We start from the raw sequence: 15,752 nt of genomic DNA on the forward strand, positions 1-15,752 counted from the left end.
CCACCGCTCCCCCGGGCCGGTTCCTCCCCTTGTGCAACCCGGGCAGTGTTCCACACCCCGGTGACGGCGGGCCGCCTCAGCCGCCCGCCGCCTCAGCCGCCCGCCGCCACCCGCCTGCGGCCCGGCCGCCCGCGCCCGCGGCCGCCGTGCCGCGGCTCACCGGTGGGCCACAGCCGGGGGCGCTGCTTCGCGGCCAGGTCCTCCGCCCAGCCGAAGGCCAGGACGCAGCAGCCGATCAGCACCCACGCCAGGGCCAGCACCGGCCAGACGCTCTCCAGCAGCCCCGGCACGTGTCGCTCCAGCACCGGAAAGCCCCACAGCCGGTCCCAGAGCGTCGCGGCGACGAGGATGCAGGTGTTGTGCCACAGGTAGATCGTGACGGCCCGGGAGTTGAGGACGGCGATCGTGCCGGCGAAGGGGCGCAGCCGGCGCGGCCACTGCGACCAGGACGGGCTGACGTGCAGCAGCACCAGCACCGTGCCGAACGACCACAGGGCCTGGGCCAGGGGCATGCTGTCCAGGTCGTTGCCGGTGCCGAAGTCGTGGTGCAGGGCGTACCAGAGGCCGGTCAGGGCCACGACGGGCGCCACGGACGGGACGACGTAGCGCGGCAGCCGTCTCAGGATGCCCTCCTGGTGGGCCATGCCGAGGATCCAGCAGGCGCCGAAGGTGGAGAAGTCGGTGAGGGCCGAGGGGAACCGTTCGCCCGGCAGCGCGAGCCAGCTCAGCTCGAAGGCCACCGCCAGGGCGATCGGCATGAGGATCGTGACGACGGGGAGGGCGCGCAGGGCCTTCAGCAGCAGCGGGGACAGCAGGACGTACCAGAGGTAGGCGCGGATGTACCACAGCGGGCCGGCCAGCTCCGCCGCCCAGTTCTCGCCGATGAGGCCGTGCACGCCGGGCAGGCCCTCGGCGAAGGGCGGGTCGCTGAGCGGGACGATCCAGAAGGTGAGGTGCAGCCACCACCAGCCGGGGTGCCCCTCGTCGCCCGGCCCCCAGCCCTGCACGACCATGCCGGTGACCCCGACGACGCCCAGCAGCCACAGCGGGGGCAGCAGCCGGCGCATCCGGCCCCGGATGACCTGCACGGCCGGGCGCTTGAGCGAGCGGGCCATGAGGCTGCCGGCCAGCGCGAACATCACGCCCATGGACGGGAACACCAGCGGCAGCCAGGCCCAGCCGGTCAGATGGTACAGCACGACCCGGAACAGCGCCAGGGCGCGCAGCAGGTCGAAGTAGCGGTCGCGCACGGGCGTGCGGGCGGGCGGTGGCGCGGTGGGCGCGACGCCGGGTGCGGGGGTGGTGTGCGTGGTCATGCGACCGGCCTCCTGTCCCTCGTCGGCTGCGGTGTGCCGGTGCCGGGCCCGGGCAGGCCGACGGCTCCGGTGCGACGCAGCTTCTGCCAGCGCAGCCGGCCGCCGGTCAGGGCGGTGATCCAGGACTGGAGCAGGACGACGTACATGAGCTGGCGGTAGAGGAGCTGCTGGAGCGGCAGGGAGATGAGGTGGATCATGCGTTCCTTGTCCAGGTGGAACGCGTAGGCCGCGCACACCCCTTGCACGGCGAGGACGCCGAGCCAGGCGCCGATGGTCTTCTCGGTCGGGCCGAACACCAGCCCGTACAGCAGGAACACGTCGATCAGCGGGGCCAGCAGGGGCGCCACGACCATGAACAGCGACACCAGCGGCAGGCCGACCCGCCCGAAGCGGCCCGAGTGACCGCGGTCGAACAGGGCCCCGCGGTGCTTCCAGATCGCCTGCATCGTGCCGTACGACCAGCGGTAGCGCTGCGACCACAGCTGCTGGACCGACTCGGGCGCCTCGGTCCAGGCGACGGCCTTCTCCGCGTAGACGACGTGCCATCCGTCGCGGTGCAGCGCCATGGTGATGTCGGTGTCCTCGGCGAGCGTGTCGTCGCTCATACCGCCGACACGCTCCAGCGCGGTGCGGCGGAACGCGCCGACCGCGCCGGGGATGGTGGGCATGCAGCGCAGCACGTCGTACATGCGCCGGTCGAGGTTGAAGCCCATGACGTACTCGATGTGCTGCCAGGCGCCGATGAGCGAGTCCCGGTTGCCGACCTTGGCGTTGCCGGCGACGGCGCCGACGCGCGGATCGCCGAAGGGCTGCACGAGTTCGCGGACGGTGGCCGGTTCGAAGACGGTGTCGCCGTCCATCATGACGATCAGGTCGTGCGTGGCGTTGGCGATGCCCCGGTTCAGGGCGGCGGGCTTGCCCGCGTTGAGCTGCCGGACCACCCGTACGCCGGGCAGGTCCAGGTCCTCGACGATGCGGGCGGTGCCGTCGCCGGAGCCGTCGTCGACGACCAGGACCTCGATGGGGTGATCACTGGCCACCAGGGAGCGGACGGTCTGCTCGATGCACTTGGCCTCGTTGTAGGCGGGCACGAGCACGGAGACCGGTTCGGTGACGGTCTCGCCCCAGCGGAAGCCGCGCCGCCGGACCCGGCGCGCGTGCGCGACGGACAGGATCAGCATCAGCCCGAGGCGGGCGAAGACCAGGACACCGACCACGGCCAGCCCGGCGACGAGGGCATCGGTCGTGTGCTCGGAGGCCTGCACCAGGAACACCCAGGCCTCGCCCTTGAGCGCGTCCAGCCCGGTGACGGGGGTGTGCGCGCTCGGGGCGTCGAGGGCGGCGGTGAGGGTGTGGAAGCGGTAACCCCGGTCCTGCAACCCGGAGATGTACGGGCCGAGCGCGGCCACGGTCTGGGAGCGGTCACCGCCGGAGTCGTGCATCAGCACGATGGCTCCCTTGCCGTCCTTCGGCGTGGCGTTGCTGATGATCTTCTCGACCCCGGGCCGGCGCCAGTCCTCGCTGTCGCTGTTGTTGACGACGGTGAGGTAGCCCTTGCTCCCGATGTACTCGGTGACCGGCCAGGAGTTGTTGTCCATGTTCTGCGCGAACGAGGAGTAGGGCGGCCGGAACAGCGAGGTGCGGATGCCGGCGGCTCCGGCGAGCGCGAGCTGGTTCTGCGACAGCTCCCAGTCGACGCGGCTCTTGTCCTGCAGTGCCAGGTCGGGGTGGTTGAAGGTGTGCAGCCCGATCTCGTGGCCCTCGTCGACCATGCGCTGGACCAGCTCGGGGTGGCGGGAGGCCATCGTGCCGGTGATGAAGAAGACGGCGTGGGCGCGGTGCTTCCGCAGGACGTCGAGGACCTTGGGCGTCCAGACGGGGTCCGGCCCGTCGTCGAAGGTCAGCACCAGCTCGCGGTCGGGAAGGTCGAGGCTCTTGGGCTTGCCCCCGCGGGTGTCGATCACGGGCCCGCCCTCGCGGATGTCCCGCGGCACCCGGTCACCGGCGGCGGGCGGCCCGACCCGGTGGTCGGCGAGGACCTCGCTGTGCACGTAGCCGCGCAGCATGAGCATCGCCATCAGCGCGACGAGGAGGAGCAGGGGCAGCAGCAGGCGCATGGGCAGACGCCGACGCCCGGGGCCCCCGCGGGTACGGGGAGCGGGCGCGGATCGACGGGTACGGGAAGCCATGGGTGGTGGTACTCCGGGTGGTACGGGATGGAGTGGTACGGGATGGAGTGGTACGGGGACGGGTCGCGACGGACGCTGGGCGGCGGAACCGGGTGGCCCCCGGCCGTGGAACGCAGGGCGGGTGAGCGAGCGGCTCCCGGCCGCCGACCGCCGGACGGGGCGGACGGTCGGTCCGGCTCACGACCGCGCTGCCGGAAGGACGATCGGCCCTCCCTCGCCACCCGGGTCGAACAGTTGGCCCGCACGCGCCGTGATGGGCGGACGATCGGCCCTCGATCGCCTCGCAGACGAACAGTCGGCCTACGACCGCCCATGCGGGCGGACGATCGGCCGTCCATCGCCGCGCGGCCTGGGCCGGCGGCCTTCGACCTCCGTGGTGGGCGGTATGCGGGCCGCGACCGCCGGGAGGGCGGACGGGTCCGCCGGAGACGGGAGCCAGGACCGTGAGCGCCGGGGTGTCGCGCGGTGCAGGCGCCCGGCCGGGGCAGGTGCTGCGCCGCCGCCCCGCGATCCCGCCGGGCATCTCCCACGGCTCGAACGACAACCCCGAGCCGGTCCCCCGCTGATCGAGCAGAGTCCCCGGCCCGGCCGGGTAGGCCCCCGCCGCTCCAACGAAGCGCCGAACAGCTCCCGCTGACCCAGCGGAGCACCGGACAAGCCCCCACGGGTCCAGCAGTTCGCCTGGCAAGCTCCCGCTGATCCAGCGGAGCACCGACCAGGCCCCCACGGGTCGAGCGGGGTGCCGAGCAGGCCCCCCGTCGCTCCGACGAAGCACCCGACAGGCCCCACCGCTCCGGCAGAGCACCCGGCAGGTCCCCCGCTGATCGAGCAGGGGCATCGGCCCGGCCGGGTGGCCCATGGGCGCCGGATCTCCACGAGAGCGTGGTGCGGACGGCACGGCCCGCTCGACCCCGGCAGGGTCAGGCGGCGGCAGGTGTCTCGGTCACGGGCTCGGCCGTGGCCGGGCCGTCCGCCACCGTGCCCGTGTCGCCGCCGCTCTCACCGCCGCCGGGCGTCGCGGTCGGGGACGGCGTGGTCTCGCCCGTCGGAGTCGGCTCGGCGGCCGGCGTGCTCGGCGGGTCCGCCGGCCTGCTCGGCGTCGGGCCGGTCCTGCCGGGCCCCGGCTCGGGCGTGGCCCGGGTCCCGGCCGGCGAGGGCTTGGCCGGGGCCCCTGAACGACCGGGCCGGGGCGTCGTCCCGGGCGCGGCGGTGCCGGGGCCGCGGCCGGGCGCGGGAGCCGTGGCCGGGCCGGTGACCGGCACACCGCCGGGAAGGGTGGCGCCGGGTTCCTCGGTCGGTGCGGCCTCCGCGGGCGGGGGCGGGCTGTCGACCTTCTCGGCGGGCTGCCCCTCGTTCCTGTCGGGCACGGGGAGCCAGGGCGCGTCGGCGTTCCCGGACAGCAGCGTGGCGACGATGACCACGGCGTACACACCGCAGGCCAGGGCGACGACCACGCCGGCCCGGCGCAGGCGGCGGCTGCGCCGGCCGGACTCGTCGACGAAGACGGGCCGGTCGCCCGCACCGGCGGCACCGGCGCCCGGCCCGTCCCCGGCCTCCCGGGCACACCCCTCGCCCACGCGCGTCCCGTCCAGCTGGACGGTGACCTCGTGCGGGTCGTGGGCGTGTCCGGCGGCGCCGGAGGTCTCTTCGCCCGGGCCGGCGTCCTCGGGTTCCTGCCACGGGTCGCGGACGCCGGTACGGGATCCGCGGCCCGGGCCGAGCGCCTCCGCCCCGCCGTCGCTCTGCCGCGGGATGCCCGGCAGGATCTGCGCGCCGCCGGGCAATACACCGCCCGTCGCACGGACGTCGTCGTCGGCGAGGGCCTGTGCCGCTCTCCGGTCCCGGACTCTTCCGTCGGCCGCGATCTCGCTCGTCGCCGACGCGGCCTCGGGCCACTCCGGTCGGGCGTCTTCTCGCCATTTCGTCACGCGCACGCACTTCCCCCCACGGGATGGTTCAGGTGCGCTTCCGACCTGAGCACCCGCCGTCGGACTGGGCCCCCACCCGTCCGAGCGCCCCCTCTTACCACACCGTGCTCAGGCGTCGAATGTAGCGCACCCGGCGACTGTGCGTGTGGCTGTCGTGACGATTAGTGGCAGCCGTGAGACAGCATGAGGACATCGTCACCGGCCGGCACCCATCCGTCGGCAGGTCGCCGCAGCCAGTCCTGCTCCGCGGCGAGGCGGGCCGCCGCCCGGCGCAGCGCGTCCAGCGCGGGATGGGTCAGCCCCCTGCGCCAGACCAGGGACAAGGGGGACAGCGGCACGGGATCGACCAGGGGGCGGGACACCGTGGACGGCAGGGCCGGGAAGTCGACGACGGCGAGGACGGGCGTGCGCGTCCTGGCCATCATCCGCTGGAACTCCTCCTCGCCGACGGCGAGCGGCGCGGGCGGTGCCAGCTCTATTCCGTACCCCTCGAACAGCAGCCGCGCCAGGCCGGTCCACTCCGGGGTGCGGTCGTTGCCGGCACCGGCGTAGACGGTCTCGCCGGCCATTTCGGCGACGGGCACCTGCTCCAGGGCGGCCAGCCGGTGGTCCTCGGGCAGGACGATCGCCATCGGCTCGTAGCGCACGGGCTGGTGGGCGAGACCGGTCCGCAGCGCGGGGTCCAGCCCGGCGAACCGGCCGAACGACGCGTCCAGCCGCCCCGCGAGCAGTTCCCCGGCGGCTCCGGTCAGGCCGCTCTCGTAGCGGGCCATCAGCTCCTGGCCCGGGGCGAGTTCACGCGCCAGGTGCAGCACCCGGCGGGCGGTGGTCGGCCCCGGGGAGTTGAGGTCGACCAACAGGGGCCTGGCCTGGCCGAAGGCGGCGAGCAGTTCGTCCTGCGCCTGGAGCACCCGCCGGGCGTGGGGCAGCAGCCGCTCGCCGTCGGGCGTGAGCGCCACCTGCCGGGTGGTCCGTACGAACAGCTCGGCCCCCAGCTCCCGCTCCAGCCGCCGTACGTCGCGGCTGAGGGCCTGCTGGGCCACGTGCAGCCGGACGGCGGCACGGGTGAAGTGCAGTTCCTCGGCGACGGTGGCGAAGGCGCGCAGGAGACGGGGGTCGAGGTGGGCCGGCATGCCGCGAACCTACAGCGGCCCGGGCCGGCCGGTTCAGCCGGCCTTGCGGGGGGTCCCGGCCTGGTTCGGGGCCGCCTTGGCTCCGGCGGGCGCGGAGGCGCCTCCCCGGTGCCTGGGCGCCGACCGGAGCGGCGGGCGGGTCAGGGTGATCTGGCGGACGACCTGCTGGAAGCAGGCCAGGGCGGCGATGCCGGGCAGGGCGGCCGCGGCGGTGCCCAGGACGGTCCTGGGGGCCTGGACGACGCAGAGCAGTACGGCGACGCACGAGAAGACCAGCACCACGCACCAGGAGTGCGCGGCACGGCGCTGGTGCAGCGCGGCCCGCAGGACGGACAGGGAGGCCACCAGCCAGGGCCCGTACACCAGCAGCGGCCACCAGTGGCGCAGGCCCCTCGTCTCGGGCGAGACGGCGACCAGGCGCAGGGGGTCGTAGGCGACCATGCCGCCGAGCAGGCCCACGGCGGCGGCGATGACGGCCGCGAGCGCGGCGACGACCAGGCTGGTGGTGCGGAACAGGCCCCGGGTCCTGCGCACGCGGACCTTGCGGTGGCGCCGGGGCACCTCCCGCACGGGCGGCAGTTCCTCGGTGATGTCCTGGAGCCGCTGCATGTGGGTGTCGGGTGCCGGGCCGGCGGCCGGGCGCGGTGGTTCGTCCCGCGGGGCGGGGATTCTCGTCTGCTGTCCGAGGGCCTCCTCGAGGATGAACGCCAGTTCCTCGGCCGGATCCCAGGTCGGATCCGGGGGCGTCAGGGGCGTGATGAAATCCCGGGCCGGTGCGCGATGCCGGCCGGTGCCTTCGATTCCATGCTCGTACATGACGCGGCCCCGCTAATTCGCGAGAACCAGGGCGGGCCATTCCGTGGCGCTGATCCAGCGGCGGGCGAGATCCTTCTCCAGGGTGCTCATGGTGCGGATGAAATCGCGCAGCACCGGTTCGGTCACCTGCAACGTGACCGGGCAACCGCTTCTGGTGAGCGTGCCGTTGACGGTGGCGGACGAGTGCGCTGGAGCGGGAATGTAGGTGTACGGCCCGAGCGTTACCGCCCAGCCGTCTTTCCTGGTCGCCTCGGTCATGTACCGACTAACCGTCGGCTCACTTCGCCGGATGCGCGGCAAAAGGGTGAAGGATCCGTGTGAATGAGCATCTTATTCGCGCGTTACGAGAAGCATCAGGGCCCTCCATATCGCTGTATGAAGAACAAGGAGCGATTCTTTCTCGCCACGGCCCGTTCGGCCGTTTCACAACCCGGGTGCGTGAGTCCGGGCGGAACAGGTGTTGGACGTGCCGATCACCGCCGGGGGACGGTGGCCGCATGCCCCGACTCACCCCGTACCGCGACCTGTTCGGCCTGCCCGGAACCCGTTCCTTCACCGCCGGGAACCTGCTGGCCCGGCTGCCCATGGGCATGTTCAGCGTCAGCGCGGTCGTGATGATCGCCGGTGCGCGCGACTCCTACGCGCTCGCCGGAGCCGTCACGGCGACGGGTCTGGCGGCGACCGCGGTGGCCGCGCCTTGGACCGCGCGGCTGGTGGACCGGTACGGACAGGCCCGGGTCGCTCTGCCGGCCACGGTGTTCGCCGCGCTCGGCTCCGTCGCCCTGCTGCTGTGCGTGCGCCTCGGCGCCCCGGACTGGACCCTGTTCGCCTCCTACGCCGCCACCGCCACGACCCCGAACACCGGCGGCATGTCCCGGGCGCGCTGGGCGCATCTGCTGGCCGGCGACACCAAGGCCCTGCACACCGCCAACTCCTTCGAGCAGGCCGCGGACGAACTGTGCTTCATGCTGGGGCCGGTGCTCGCGGCGTTCCTGTGCGGGACGTTCTTCCCGGAGGCGGGCACGCTGACCGCGGTGGTGCTGCTGCTGGCGGGCATGGCGCTGTTCACCTCCCGGCGCGCGACGGAGCCGCCGGTCGCCGGGCGGGTACCGGCGCGGGCGCCCCTGCGCGCCCCCGGCATTCCCCCGCTGCTCGTGGTGTGCCTGGCGATGGGGGCGGTGTTCGGCGCGACGGAGGTCGTCACGCTCGCGTTCGCCGACGCGCAGGGACACAAGGCGGCGGCGGGCGTGGTGCTGGGGCTCCAGGCGGCGGGCTCCTGCGCGGCGGGCCTGCTGTACGGGACGGTCCGGCTCGACGGGCCGGCCTCCTCCCGTCTGCCGTGGTGCCTGGCGGCGATGGCGGCCCTGCTGACGCTGCCCCTGCTCGCCGCGTCGGTCACCGGCTCGCTGCCGCTGCTGGGCGTGGCACTGCTGGTCGCCGGGATGGCGACGGCCCCGGCCATGGTGACCACCATGACGCTGGTCCAGCAGCGCACGCCGGAGGGCCGGCTCAACGAGGGCATGACCCTGGCCGTGACCGGTCTGCTGGGCGGCATCGCCTGCGGCAGCGCGATCGGCGGCTGGACGGTGGAGCACATGACACCGACCGCGGGTTACACGATCCCCGTGACGGCCGCCGTCACGGCCCTCGTCCTGTCCCTCCCCACGGCCAGGACCCCCCACCCCCTGCCGGCCCCTCTCCCCCGGACCTGACCGGGGCGGGCCCGCGTCGGCGGTTCTGCGTCGGCGGTTCCGCGCCAGCGCATGACGAAGGCCCCGCCACTCGGAAGTGGCGGGGCCTTCGCCCACATGGGATGAGTGGAGATGGCGGGAATCGAACCCGCGTCCAACGGTGCAGAACCAGGGCTTCTCCGTGTGCAGTTCGCTGCGCTTTTCTCGGCCCCGGCGATCACGCGAACAAGTCGCCGACGGGCCCAGTCACTGTGTGATTTCCCATCGAACCCCGTGACCGGGCTCGATGGTTTAGTTCCCTAGCTTATGCCAGGATCCGGGTCGGGAACGTCCCCGGGCTGACACCCATTTAGGGTCCTTCAGTCACTGCTTATCAGGCAGCGAGGGCGAAGGACTGGGAATCGCGCTTGGTGTTGGCGATTATTTTTTGCGACATATGGTTTACGAGATCATTGCCGCTTCCTCGACACGCTTCCCCTGCCTCGACATCCGCTGTCGAAACCGATCATCCCCATGTTGTGTTGACAATCCCCTCCGGAGAGGGGCCCGCACCCGCCGTGGGGTGCATGCACCATCGTACGTGACCAACGCAGGTCGGTGCCAGCGTATTCCCTACGCCCCGCGCTGCCGGCGCCGCACCGCGGAGACCGCCCGCTCGGTCTCGCGCCGGTCCTGCTTCTCCCGGAGCGCCTGGCGCTTGTCGTACTCCTTCTTGCCCTTCGCCAGCGCGATCTCGACCTTGGCCCGGCCGTCCTTGAAGTACAGGGCCAGGGGCACGATGGTGTGGCCCGTGTCCCCCGACTTCGACTCCAGCTTGTCGATCTCGGAGCGGTGCAGCAGCAGCTTGCGCTTGCGCCGTGCGCTGTGGTTGGTCCAGGTGCCCTGGCTGTACTCCGGCACGTGCACGTTGTGCAGCCACGCCTCGCCGTCGGTCAGCTGGACGAAGCCGTCGACCAGTGACGCCCTTCCCTGGCGCAGCGACTTCACCTCGGTACCGGTGAGGACCAGGCCGGCCTCGTACGTGTCGATGACGAGGTAGTCGTGCCGCGCCTTCTTGTTCTGCGCGATCAGCTTGCGCCCTTTTTCCTTAGCCATAGTGCCGACCATTTTCGCACTACGCGGGGGTCCGGGGGAAAGCGGATTACGAAGGGCTCGCCAGACCCCTCAGCACGGCCTCGGCCCGCTGGAGGGCACCCTCGTCGGCGTCCAGGTCCGGAGTGATGCCCCGGCCGTCCACCGCGCGCCCGGAGGGGGTGCGGTAGTGCCCGACGGTGAGCTCCGCCACGGAGCCGTCGGGCAGCCGGGCCGGCATCTGGACCGAGCCCTTGCCGAAGGTGCGCGAGCCCACCACCAGGGCCCGCCCGCGGTCCTGAAGGGCGCCGGTGAGCAGCTCGGCGGCGCTCATCGTGCCGCCGTCCACGAGCGCGACCAGGGGCCGGGTCGTGTCGCCGCCGGGCTCGGCGTGCAGGGCGCGCTGCTCGCCCTCGACGTCATAGGTGGTCACGAGGCCGGCGTCGAGGAAGGCGGAGGCGGCCGTGACGGCCTCGGTGACGAGGCCTCCCGCGTTGCCGCGCAGGTCCAGGACGACCCCGGCGCCGCGCGGGGCCCGCCGGACGGCGTCGCGCACCTGGCGGCCGGACCCCTTGGTGAAGGTGTCCACGTCGATGAGGGTGAGGGCGCCCGGGAGCTCGCGGACGGTGACCGAGTCGGTGGACAGCCGGGTCCGGCGCAGGGTCTCGGTCCAGGCGCGGCCCGCGCGCTCCAGGCCCAGGCGGACGGTGGTGCCGGCGGGGGCGTCGGTGGCGTCCCCGCGGAGTAAGGAGACGACCTCCGTGACGGGACGGCCGTCGGTCTTCTCCCCGTCGACGCTGCACAGCAGGTCCCCCGGGCGGATCCCGGCGTCGGCGGCGGGCGAGCCGGCGCGCACCTTCGTCACCTCGACCCGGCCGTCCCGCTCGCTGCCGGCCCACAACCCGACCCCGGTGTACCGGCCGTCGAGGGTGTCCTCGAACTCCTCGTACTCGCCCGGGGAGTAGACGGCGGCCCAGCGGTCGCCGCTGCGGCTGACGGCCCGCCGCGCGGCCTCCAGGGGGGACTTGCCGTCGGCCATGGCCTCCTCGGCCGCCCTGGCGACCTCGGCGTGACGCGCGAGCGGGGCGGCGGCCGAACGGGCCTCGTCCGGCGCGGACTTCCCCTGCCCCTGGGGCAACGCCCCGGTGGCGGCACCGGCGACGAGCACGCTCGTGAACACCAAGGTCAGGGCGGCCCCGCGGCGGATGCGACGGGGCTGACAGAACGGGTCACGACCTGACATGCCGGTGAGTCTAGGACAAGGGGAAGGGCCGTACGGCCGGTTGACCGTACGGCCCCTCTTGGCGTGCGTCACACCTTCAAGTACTTGCGCAGCGCGAAGAACGCGGCCAAAGCGGGCATCAGCAGACTGGTGGCGAGGATGAGCGGCAGCTTCGTCAGGACCGCGTCCCAGCCGATGAAGTTGATCAGCGTCAGCTGGTCGGCCAGGGCCAGTCCGTGGTCGATGAGGAAGTACCGGGCGATCAGCAGGAATCCGCAGGCGAGGGTGCCGCCGATGAGTCCGGCGACCGCGGCCTCCATGATGAACGGCGCCTGGATGTAGAAGCCGGAGGCGCCGACCAGGCGCATGATGCCGGTCTCCCGCCGGCGGCTGAACGCCGAGACGCGCACGGTGTTGACGATCAGCATCAGCGCGACGACCAGCATCAGCGCCATCACCGCGCGGGCGGCCCAGTTCATGCCGTTCAGCAGCTTGAAGAGGTTGTCCAGCAGGCCCTTCTGGTCCTGCACGGACTGCACGCCGTCGCGGCCGTTGAAGGCGGTGGCGATGACCTGGTACTTCTCCGGGTCCTTCAGCTTGATGCGGTAGGACTCCTGCATCTGGTCCGGCGTGAGGGAGGCGGCCAGCGGGGAGTCGCCGAACTGCTCCTTGTAGTGCTTGTACGCCTGGTCCTGCGTCTCGTAGGTGACCGTCTGGACGACGTTCATCCTGTCGAGGTCGGCCTTGATCTGCTTCTTCTGGTCGTCGGTCACCGCGCCCTTGGCGCACTTGGGGTCCGACTCGGCGTCGCTCTTGTTGCAGAGGAAGATCGAGACGTTGACCTTGTCGTACCAGTAGCCCTTCATGGTGTTGACCTGGTCGCTCATCAGGAGCGACCCGCCGAACAGGGCGAGCGACAGGGCGACGGAGACGACGACCGCGAAGGTCATCGTCAGGTTGCGGCGGAGACCGACGCCGATCTCCGACAGGACGAACTGGGCGCGCATGGCGGCTGGTTATGCCTTTCCGTGGATCTCGGGTGCGGTCTCAGTGCTGGTAGCCGTAGACACCGCGGGCCTGGTCGCGCACGAGGCGGCCCTTCTCCAGTTCGATGACGCGCTTGCGCATCTGGTCCACGATGTTCTGGTCGTGCGTGGCCATCACCACGGTCGTGCCCGTGCGGTTGATGCGGTCCAGCAGCTTCATGATGCCGACGGAGGTCTGCGGGTCGAGGTTGCCGGTGGGCTCGTCGGCGATGAGCAGCTTCGGCCGGTTGACGAACGCCCGCGCGATCGCCACGCGCTGCTGCTCGCCGCCGGACAGCTCGCCGGGCATCCGGTCCTCCTTGCCGCCGAGGCCGACGAGGTCGAGCACCTGCGGCACCGACTTGCGGATCTCGCCGCGGGACTTGCCGATGACCTCCTGCGCGAAGGCGACGTTCTCGCCGACCGTCTTGTTCGGCAGCAGGCGGAAGTCCTGGAAGACGGTCCCGAGCTGGCGCCGCATCTGCGGCACCTTCCAGTTGGACAGGCGGGCGAGGTCCTTGCCCAGGACGTGCACCTGTCCGTGGCTGCACCGCTCCTCGCGGAGGATCAGCCGCAGGAAGGTGGACTTTCCGGAGCCGGAGGACCCCACGAGGAAGACGAACTCGCCCTTCTCGACCTCCAGGGAGACATCCCTGAGGGCGGGGCGGGTCTGCTTGGGGTAGACCTTGGAGACATTGTCGAATCGGATCACGGATGCACCACGGGTCGCCGGGGGTAGATGAGCGTGACCTTACGCGAACCGGGCAGGGGGCCGCAGTCACCGGTCGCGGTTGCGCAGCGGATGTGCCGTTTTGTACGTCCGTCGGGGGCGCGGGGAGCGGCGCGCCCGGCCGTGGTGCCCCTGGGCGGCGGGGCCGTGCGCCCGCGGTGACGTTCGGCGGCGACCGCGCGGCGCGCCCGGGAACCTGGCACAGTGGAGGGGGGAACATTCCCGTCCCCCCACACGTTGGACACGTGGAACCGGCGCAAGGAGGGCGAGCGCATGACGTACGACCGGCTGGTGTGCGCGAACTGCGCGGCCCCCGTGAGCGAGGGCCGCTGCCCGGTGTGCCGCGCGAACCGCGAGCGCCTTCAGCAGGAGAACTTCCTCGGGAATCTGAACCCCATGGCGCTGATCGCCCTGCTGACGGTGCTGATCGCGGCCGTGGCACTGCTGGCGCACCAGACCGCGTGACGTCGTAGCGGGCCCGCCCGCGGCGGCGGGACTTCCCGGACACGGCCGAGGGCCCGGAGCGTGACGCTCCGGGCCCTCGGTGTTGCGCTGTGCGGACGGTGCCCTACGGGCGCCGTCGTCAGGCGGCGGCGCCGCCGCGGCCGCCGGCGAGACGCGGCAGCAGGCGGAAGCCGACACCGCCGGCGATCATCGTGGCGGCGCCGATCACCAGGAAGGTGGTCTGCGCGGCACCGGTCTCGGCGAGCTCCTCGCCGTTGCCCTTGGCCTGCGGCGCCGGCGCGTTGTCCGAGCCGGTGTCGGTGAGCGCGGAGGAGCCCTCCTGCTGCGGGGAGGTGCCGCCGTCGGGGTCGGCGGCGTTGCCGCCACCGTTGCCCCCGCCGTTGCCGTTGCCGCCGCCGTTACCGCCACCATTGCCGCCGCCGTTGCCCGGGTTCGTCGGGTCCTCGGTCGGCTCGGTGGGCTCGTCCGTCGGCTCGGTGGGCAGGTCCGTGGGCTCGGGGTCCACGGTCGGCTCCGGGTCCGTGGGGCCCGGGTCGGTCGGGGCCGGGTCCGTCGGCAGGTCCGTCGGGATGTCGGTCGGGGCCGGGTCGGTCGGGGCGGGCTCGGTCGGGTCGTTGCCGACGTTCACCCCGACACCGACGTTCACGCCCAGGTCGAGAGCGGATGCGGCACCCGCCGCGGTCAGCGAGGCACCGGCCGCGATGACGGCACCGGCCGCTATGCGCGCGACACGGATCCGCGTCTTCTTCGTCATGTGGTTGCTACCCCCAGTAGCTCATCGTCATTAGGCAGCGCTCGGGGCTGTGCTCGACGGGGACGGCCGCGGTGAGAGGCCCCCCGGTTCACATGCGCCCCGGATACACGCATGCCGCACTTCACCCTTCCCACTTTTCAAGAACACGTCAAGGCCGTTTGCTGGCGCCATGTCCGGCTACGGGGGCTATGCCGGAAGTCCGCATGTGTGGATGTGACGCAGAACCCATCCACCCGCCTACGCAAAAGGCAACTGCCGCCACTGGGGCGGCAGTTGCCTTGTCGACAAACTTACTTCTCCTGCTGCTTGCGCCAGCGAATCCCGGCCTCGAGGAACCCGTCGATCTCACCGTTGAACACGGACTCCGGGTTGCCGACCTCGAACTCGGTGCGCAGGTCCTTGACCATCTGGTAGGGGTGCAGCACGTACGAACGCATCTGGTTGCCCCAGGAGTTGCCGCCGTCGCCCTTGAGGGCGTCCATCTTGGCCTGCTCCTCCTGGCGGCGGCGCTCCAGCAGCTTGGCCTGGAGGACGTTCATCGCCGTGGCCTTGTTCTGGATCTGCGAGCGCTCGTTCTGGCAGGAGACCACGATGCCGGTCGGGAGGTGGGTGATGCGCACCGCGGAGTCCGTGGTGTTCACGCCCTGGCCGCCCGGGCCCGAGGAGCGGTAGACGTCGATGCGCAGTTCGGACTCGTCGATGTCGACGTGGTCGGACTGCTCGACGACGGGGAGCACCTCGACGCCCGCGAAGGAGGTCTGGCGCCGGCCCTGGTTGTCGAAGGGCGAGATGCGCACCAGCCGGTGCGTGCCCTGCTCGACGGAGAGGGTGCCGTAGGCGTAGGGCGCCTGCACGGAGAAGGTGGTCGACTTGATGCCGGCCTCCTCCGCGTACGACGTCTCGATGAGCTCCGTCTTGTAGCCCTTCTGCTCCGCCCAGCGCAGGTACATCCGCTGCAGCTTCTCGGCGAAGTCCGCGGCGTCGACACCGCCGGCCTCGGCGCGGATGTTGACCAGCGCCTCCCGGGAGTCGTACTCGCCGGACAGGAGGGTGCGGACCTCCATCTCGTCCAGCGCCTTCCTGACGGAGGCGAGCTCGGACTCGGCCTCGGCGCGGGTGTCCGGGTCGTCCTCCTCCTCGGCCATCTCGAACAGGACACCGAGGTCGTCGATGCGACCGCGCAGGGCCTCGGCCTTGCGCACCTCGGCCTGGAGATGGGAGAGCTTGCTGGTGATCTTCTGCGCCTCGTCGGGGTTGTCCCACAGGGACGGCGCGGCCGCCTGCTCCTCGAGCACGGCGATGTCTGCCCTCATCTTCTCGAGGTCCAGAACGGCCTCGATCGACTCCATGGTCGAGGAGAGGGACTTGAGCTCTTCGGATACATCGACGACTGCCACGCCCTCCAGCGTAAC

Annotated in this window: 15 protein-coding genes and 1 other RNA gene; 3 read left to right on the forward strand and 13 right to left on the reverse strand. The window is 72.2% G+C overall.

Features of this window, described 5'->3' with window-relative positions:
• Positions 1–92 precede the first annotated feature (92 nt).
• Both ACZ6ZN_RS12595 and ACZ6ZN_RS12600 read right to left on the reverse strand, forming a co-directional pair.
• Positions 93–1,316, reverse strand: a complete 1,224-nt coding sequence (locus ACZ6ZN_RS12595) for an acyltransferase family protein (protein ID WP_451877819.1) — start codon at positions 1,314–1,316, stop codon at positions 93–95.
• On the reverse strand, positions 1,313–3,505 hold the full coding sequence (locus ACZ6ZN_RS12600; protein WP_451877820.1) for a bifunctional polysaccharide deacetylase/glycosyltransferase family 2 protein: 2,193 nt from the start codon (positions 3,503–3,505) through the stop codon (positions 1,313–1,315). The genes ACZ6ZN_RS12595 and ACZ6ZN_RS12600 overlap by 4 nt, the downstream gene beginning before the upstream one ends.
• A gap of 443 nt (positions 3,506–3,948) precedes the next feature.
• Here ACZ6ZN_RS12600 and ACZ6ZN_RS12605 point away from each other — a divergent pair, with 443 nt between their 5' ends.
• Positions 3,949–4,071, forward strand: a complete 123-nt coding sequence (locus ACZ6ZN_RS12605) for a hypothetical protein (RefSeq protein WP_451877821.1) — start codon at positions 3,949–3,951, stop codon at positions 4,069–4,071.
• Positions 4,072–4,425: 354 nt separating this feature from the next.
• Here ACZ6ZN_RS12605 and ACZ6ZN_RS12610 read toward each other — a convergent pair whose 3' ends face one another.
• The 4 genes from ACZ6ZN_RS12610 to ACZ6ZN_RS12625 all read right to left on the reverse strand — a co-directional run bounded on the left by ACZ6ZN_RS12610 (position 4,426) and on the right by ACZ6ZN_RS12625 (position 7,640).
• Entirely contained in the window at positions 4,426–5,433 is a 1,008-nt protein-coding gene (locus tag ACZ6ZN_RS12610; protein WP_469645563.1) for a hypothetical protein, read from the reverse strand.
• Positions 5,434–5,594: 161 nt separating this feature from the next.
• Complete coding sequence (locus tag ACZ6ZN_RS12615; RefSeq protein WP_469645566.1) at positions 5,595–6,566, reverse strand: LysR family transcriptional regulator; 972 nt, start codon at positions 6,564–6,566, stop codon at positions 5,595–5,597.
• Between the two features lie 33 nt (positions 6,567–6,599).
• A complete protein-coding gene (locus ACZ6ZN_RS12620) occupies positions 6,600–7,382 on the reverse strand; it encodes a hypothetical protein (RefSeq protein WP_469645568.1) in 783 nt (260 codons plus the stop codon).
• Positions 7,383–7,394: 12 nt separating this feature from the next.
• Positions 7,395–7,640 carry a hypothetical protein gene (locus ACZ6ZN_RS12625; RefSeq protein WP_398109988.1) on the reverse strand — a complete coding sequence of 82 codons (246 nt, stop codon included), beginning with the start codon at positions 7,638–7,640 and terminating at the stop codon, positions 7,395–7,397.
• Positions 7,641–7,879: 239 nt separating this feature from the next.
• Between ACZ6ZN_RS12625 and ACZ6ZN_RS12630 the strand changes: the two genes are divergently transcribed.
• Positions 7,880–9,094, forward strand: coding sequence for an MFS transporter (locus tag ACZ6ZN_RS12630; RefSeq protein WP_469645570.1), 1,215 nt, complete (start codon positions 7,880–7,882; stop codon positions 9,092–9,094).
• A gap of 103 nt (positions 9,095–9,197) precedes the next feature.
• Here ACZ6ZN_RS12630 and ssrA read toward each other — a convergent pair.
• The 5 genes from ssrA to ftsE all read right to left on the reverse strand — a co-directional run bounded on the left by ssrA (position 9,198) and on the right by ftsE (position 13,103).
• Positions 9,198–9,586, reverse strand: a transfer-messenger RNA (tmRNA) gene (gene ssrA / locus ACZ6ZN_RS12635).
• 99 nt (positions 9,587–9,685) lie between these two features.
• Positions 9,686–10,168: an SsrA-binding protein SmpB gene (smpB, locus tag ACZ6ZN_RS12640; protein ID WP_369196411.1), complete on the reverse strand. Its 483-nt coding sequence runs from the start codon at positions 10,166–10,168 to the stop codon at positions 9,686–9,688.
• A gap of 46 nt (positions 10,169–10,214) precedes the next feature.
• Entirely contained in the window at positions 10,215–11,387 is a 1,173-nt protein-coding gene (locus ACZ6ZN_RS12645; protein WP_469645573.1) for a S41 family peptidase, read from the reverse strand.
• Between the two features lie 68 nt (positions 11,388–11,455).
• The gene (ftsX, locus tag ACZ6ZN_RS12650) at positions 11,456–12,373 is read right to left on the reverse strand and encodes a permease-like cell division protein FtsX (RefSeq protein ID WP_369196409.1); all 918 of its coding nucleotides are present in this window, start codon (positions 12,371–12,373) and stop codon (positions 11,456–11,458) included.
• A gap of 40 nt (positions 12,374–12,413) precedes the next feature.
• A complete protein-coding gene (gene ftsE / locus ACZ6ZN_RS12655; protein WP_003990615.1) occupies positions 12,414–13,103 on the reverse strand; it encodes a cell division ATP-binding protein FtsE in 690 nt (229 codons plus the stop codon).
• Between the two features lie 291 nt (positions 13,104–13,394).
• Here ftsE and ACZ6ZN_RS12660 point away from each other — a divergent pair, with 291 nt between their 5' ends.
• Positions 13,395–13,586: a hypothetical protein gene (locus ACZ6ZN_RS12660; protein WP_333933659.1), complete on the forward strand. Its 192-nt coding sequence runs from the start codon at positions 13,395–13,397 to the stop codon at positions 13,584–13,586.
• A 118-nt stretch (positions 13,587–13,704) separates the two neighbouring features.
• Here the strand turns inward: ACZ6ZN_RS12660 and ACZ6ZN_RS12665 are convergent, their stop codons facing one another.
• Both ACZ6ZN_RS12665 and prfB read right to left on the reverse strand, forming a co-directional pair.
• The gene (locus tag ACZ6ZN_RS12665; RefSeq protein ID WP_398109985.1) at positions 13,705–14,340 is read right to left on the reverse strand and encodes an LPXTG cell wall anchor domain-containing protein; all 636 of its coding nucleotides are present in this window, start codon (positions 14,338–14,340) and stop codon (positions 13,705–13,707) included.
• A 290-nt stretch (positions 14,341–14,630) separates the two neighbouring features.
• Complete coding sequence (prfB, locus tag ACZ6ZN_RS12670; RefSeq protein ID WP_451877826.1) at positions 14,631–15,737, reverse strand: peptide chain release factor 2; 1,107 nt, start codon at positions 15,735–15,737, stop codon at positions 14,631–14,633.
• Between the last annotated feature and the right edge of the window lie 15 nt (positions 15,738–15,752).

This window comes from Streptomyces sp. NPDC053665, assembly GCF_055585285.1.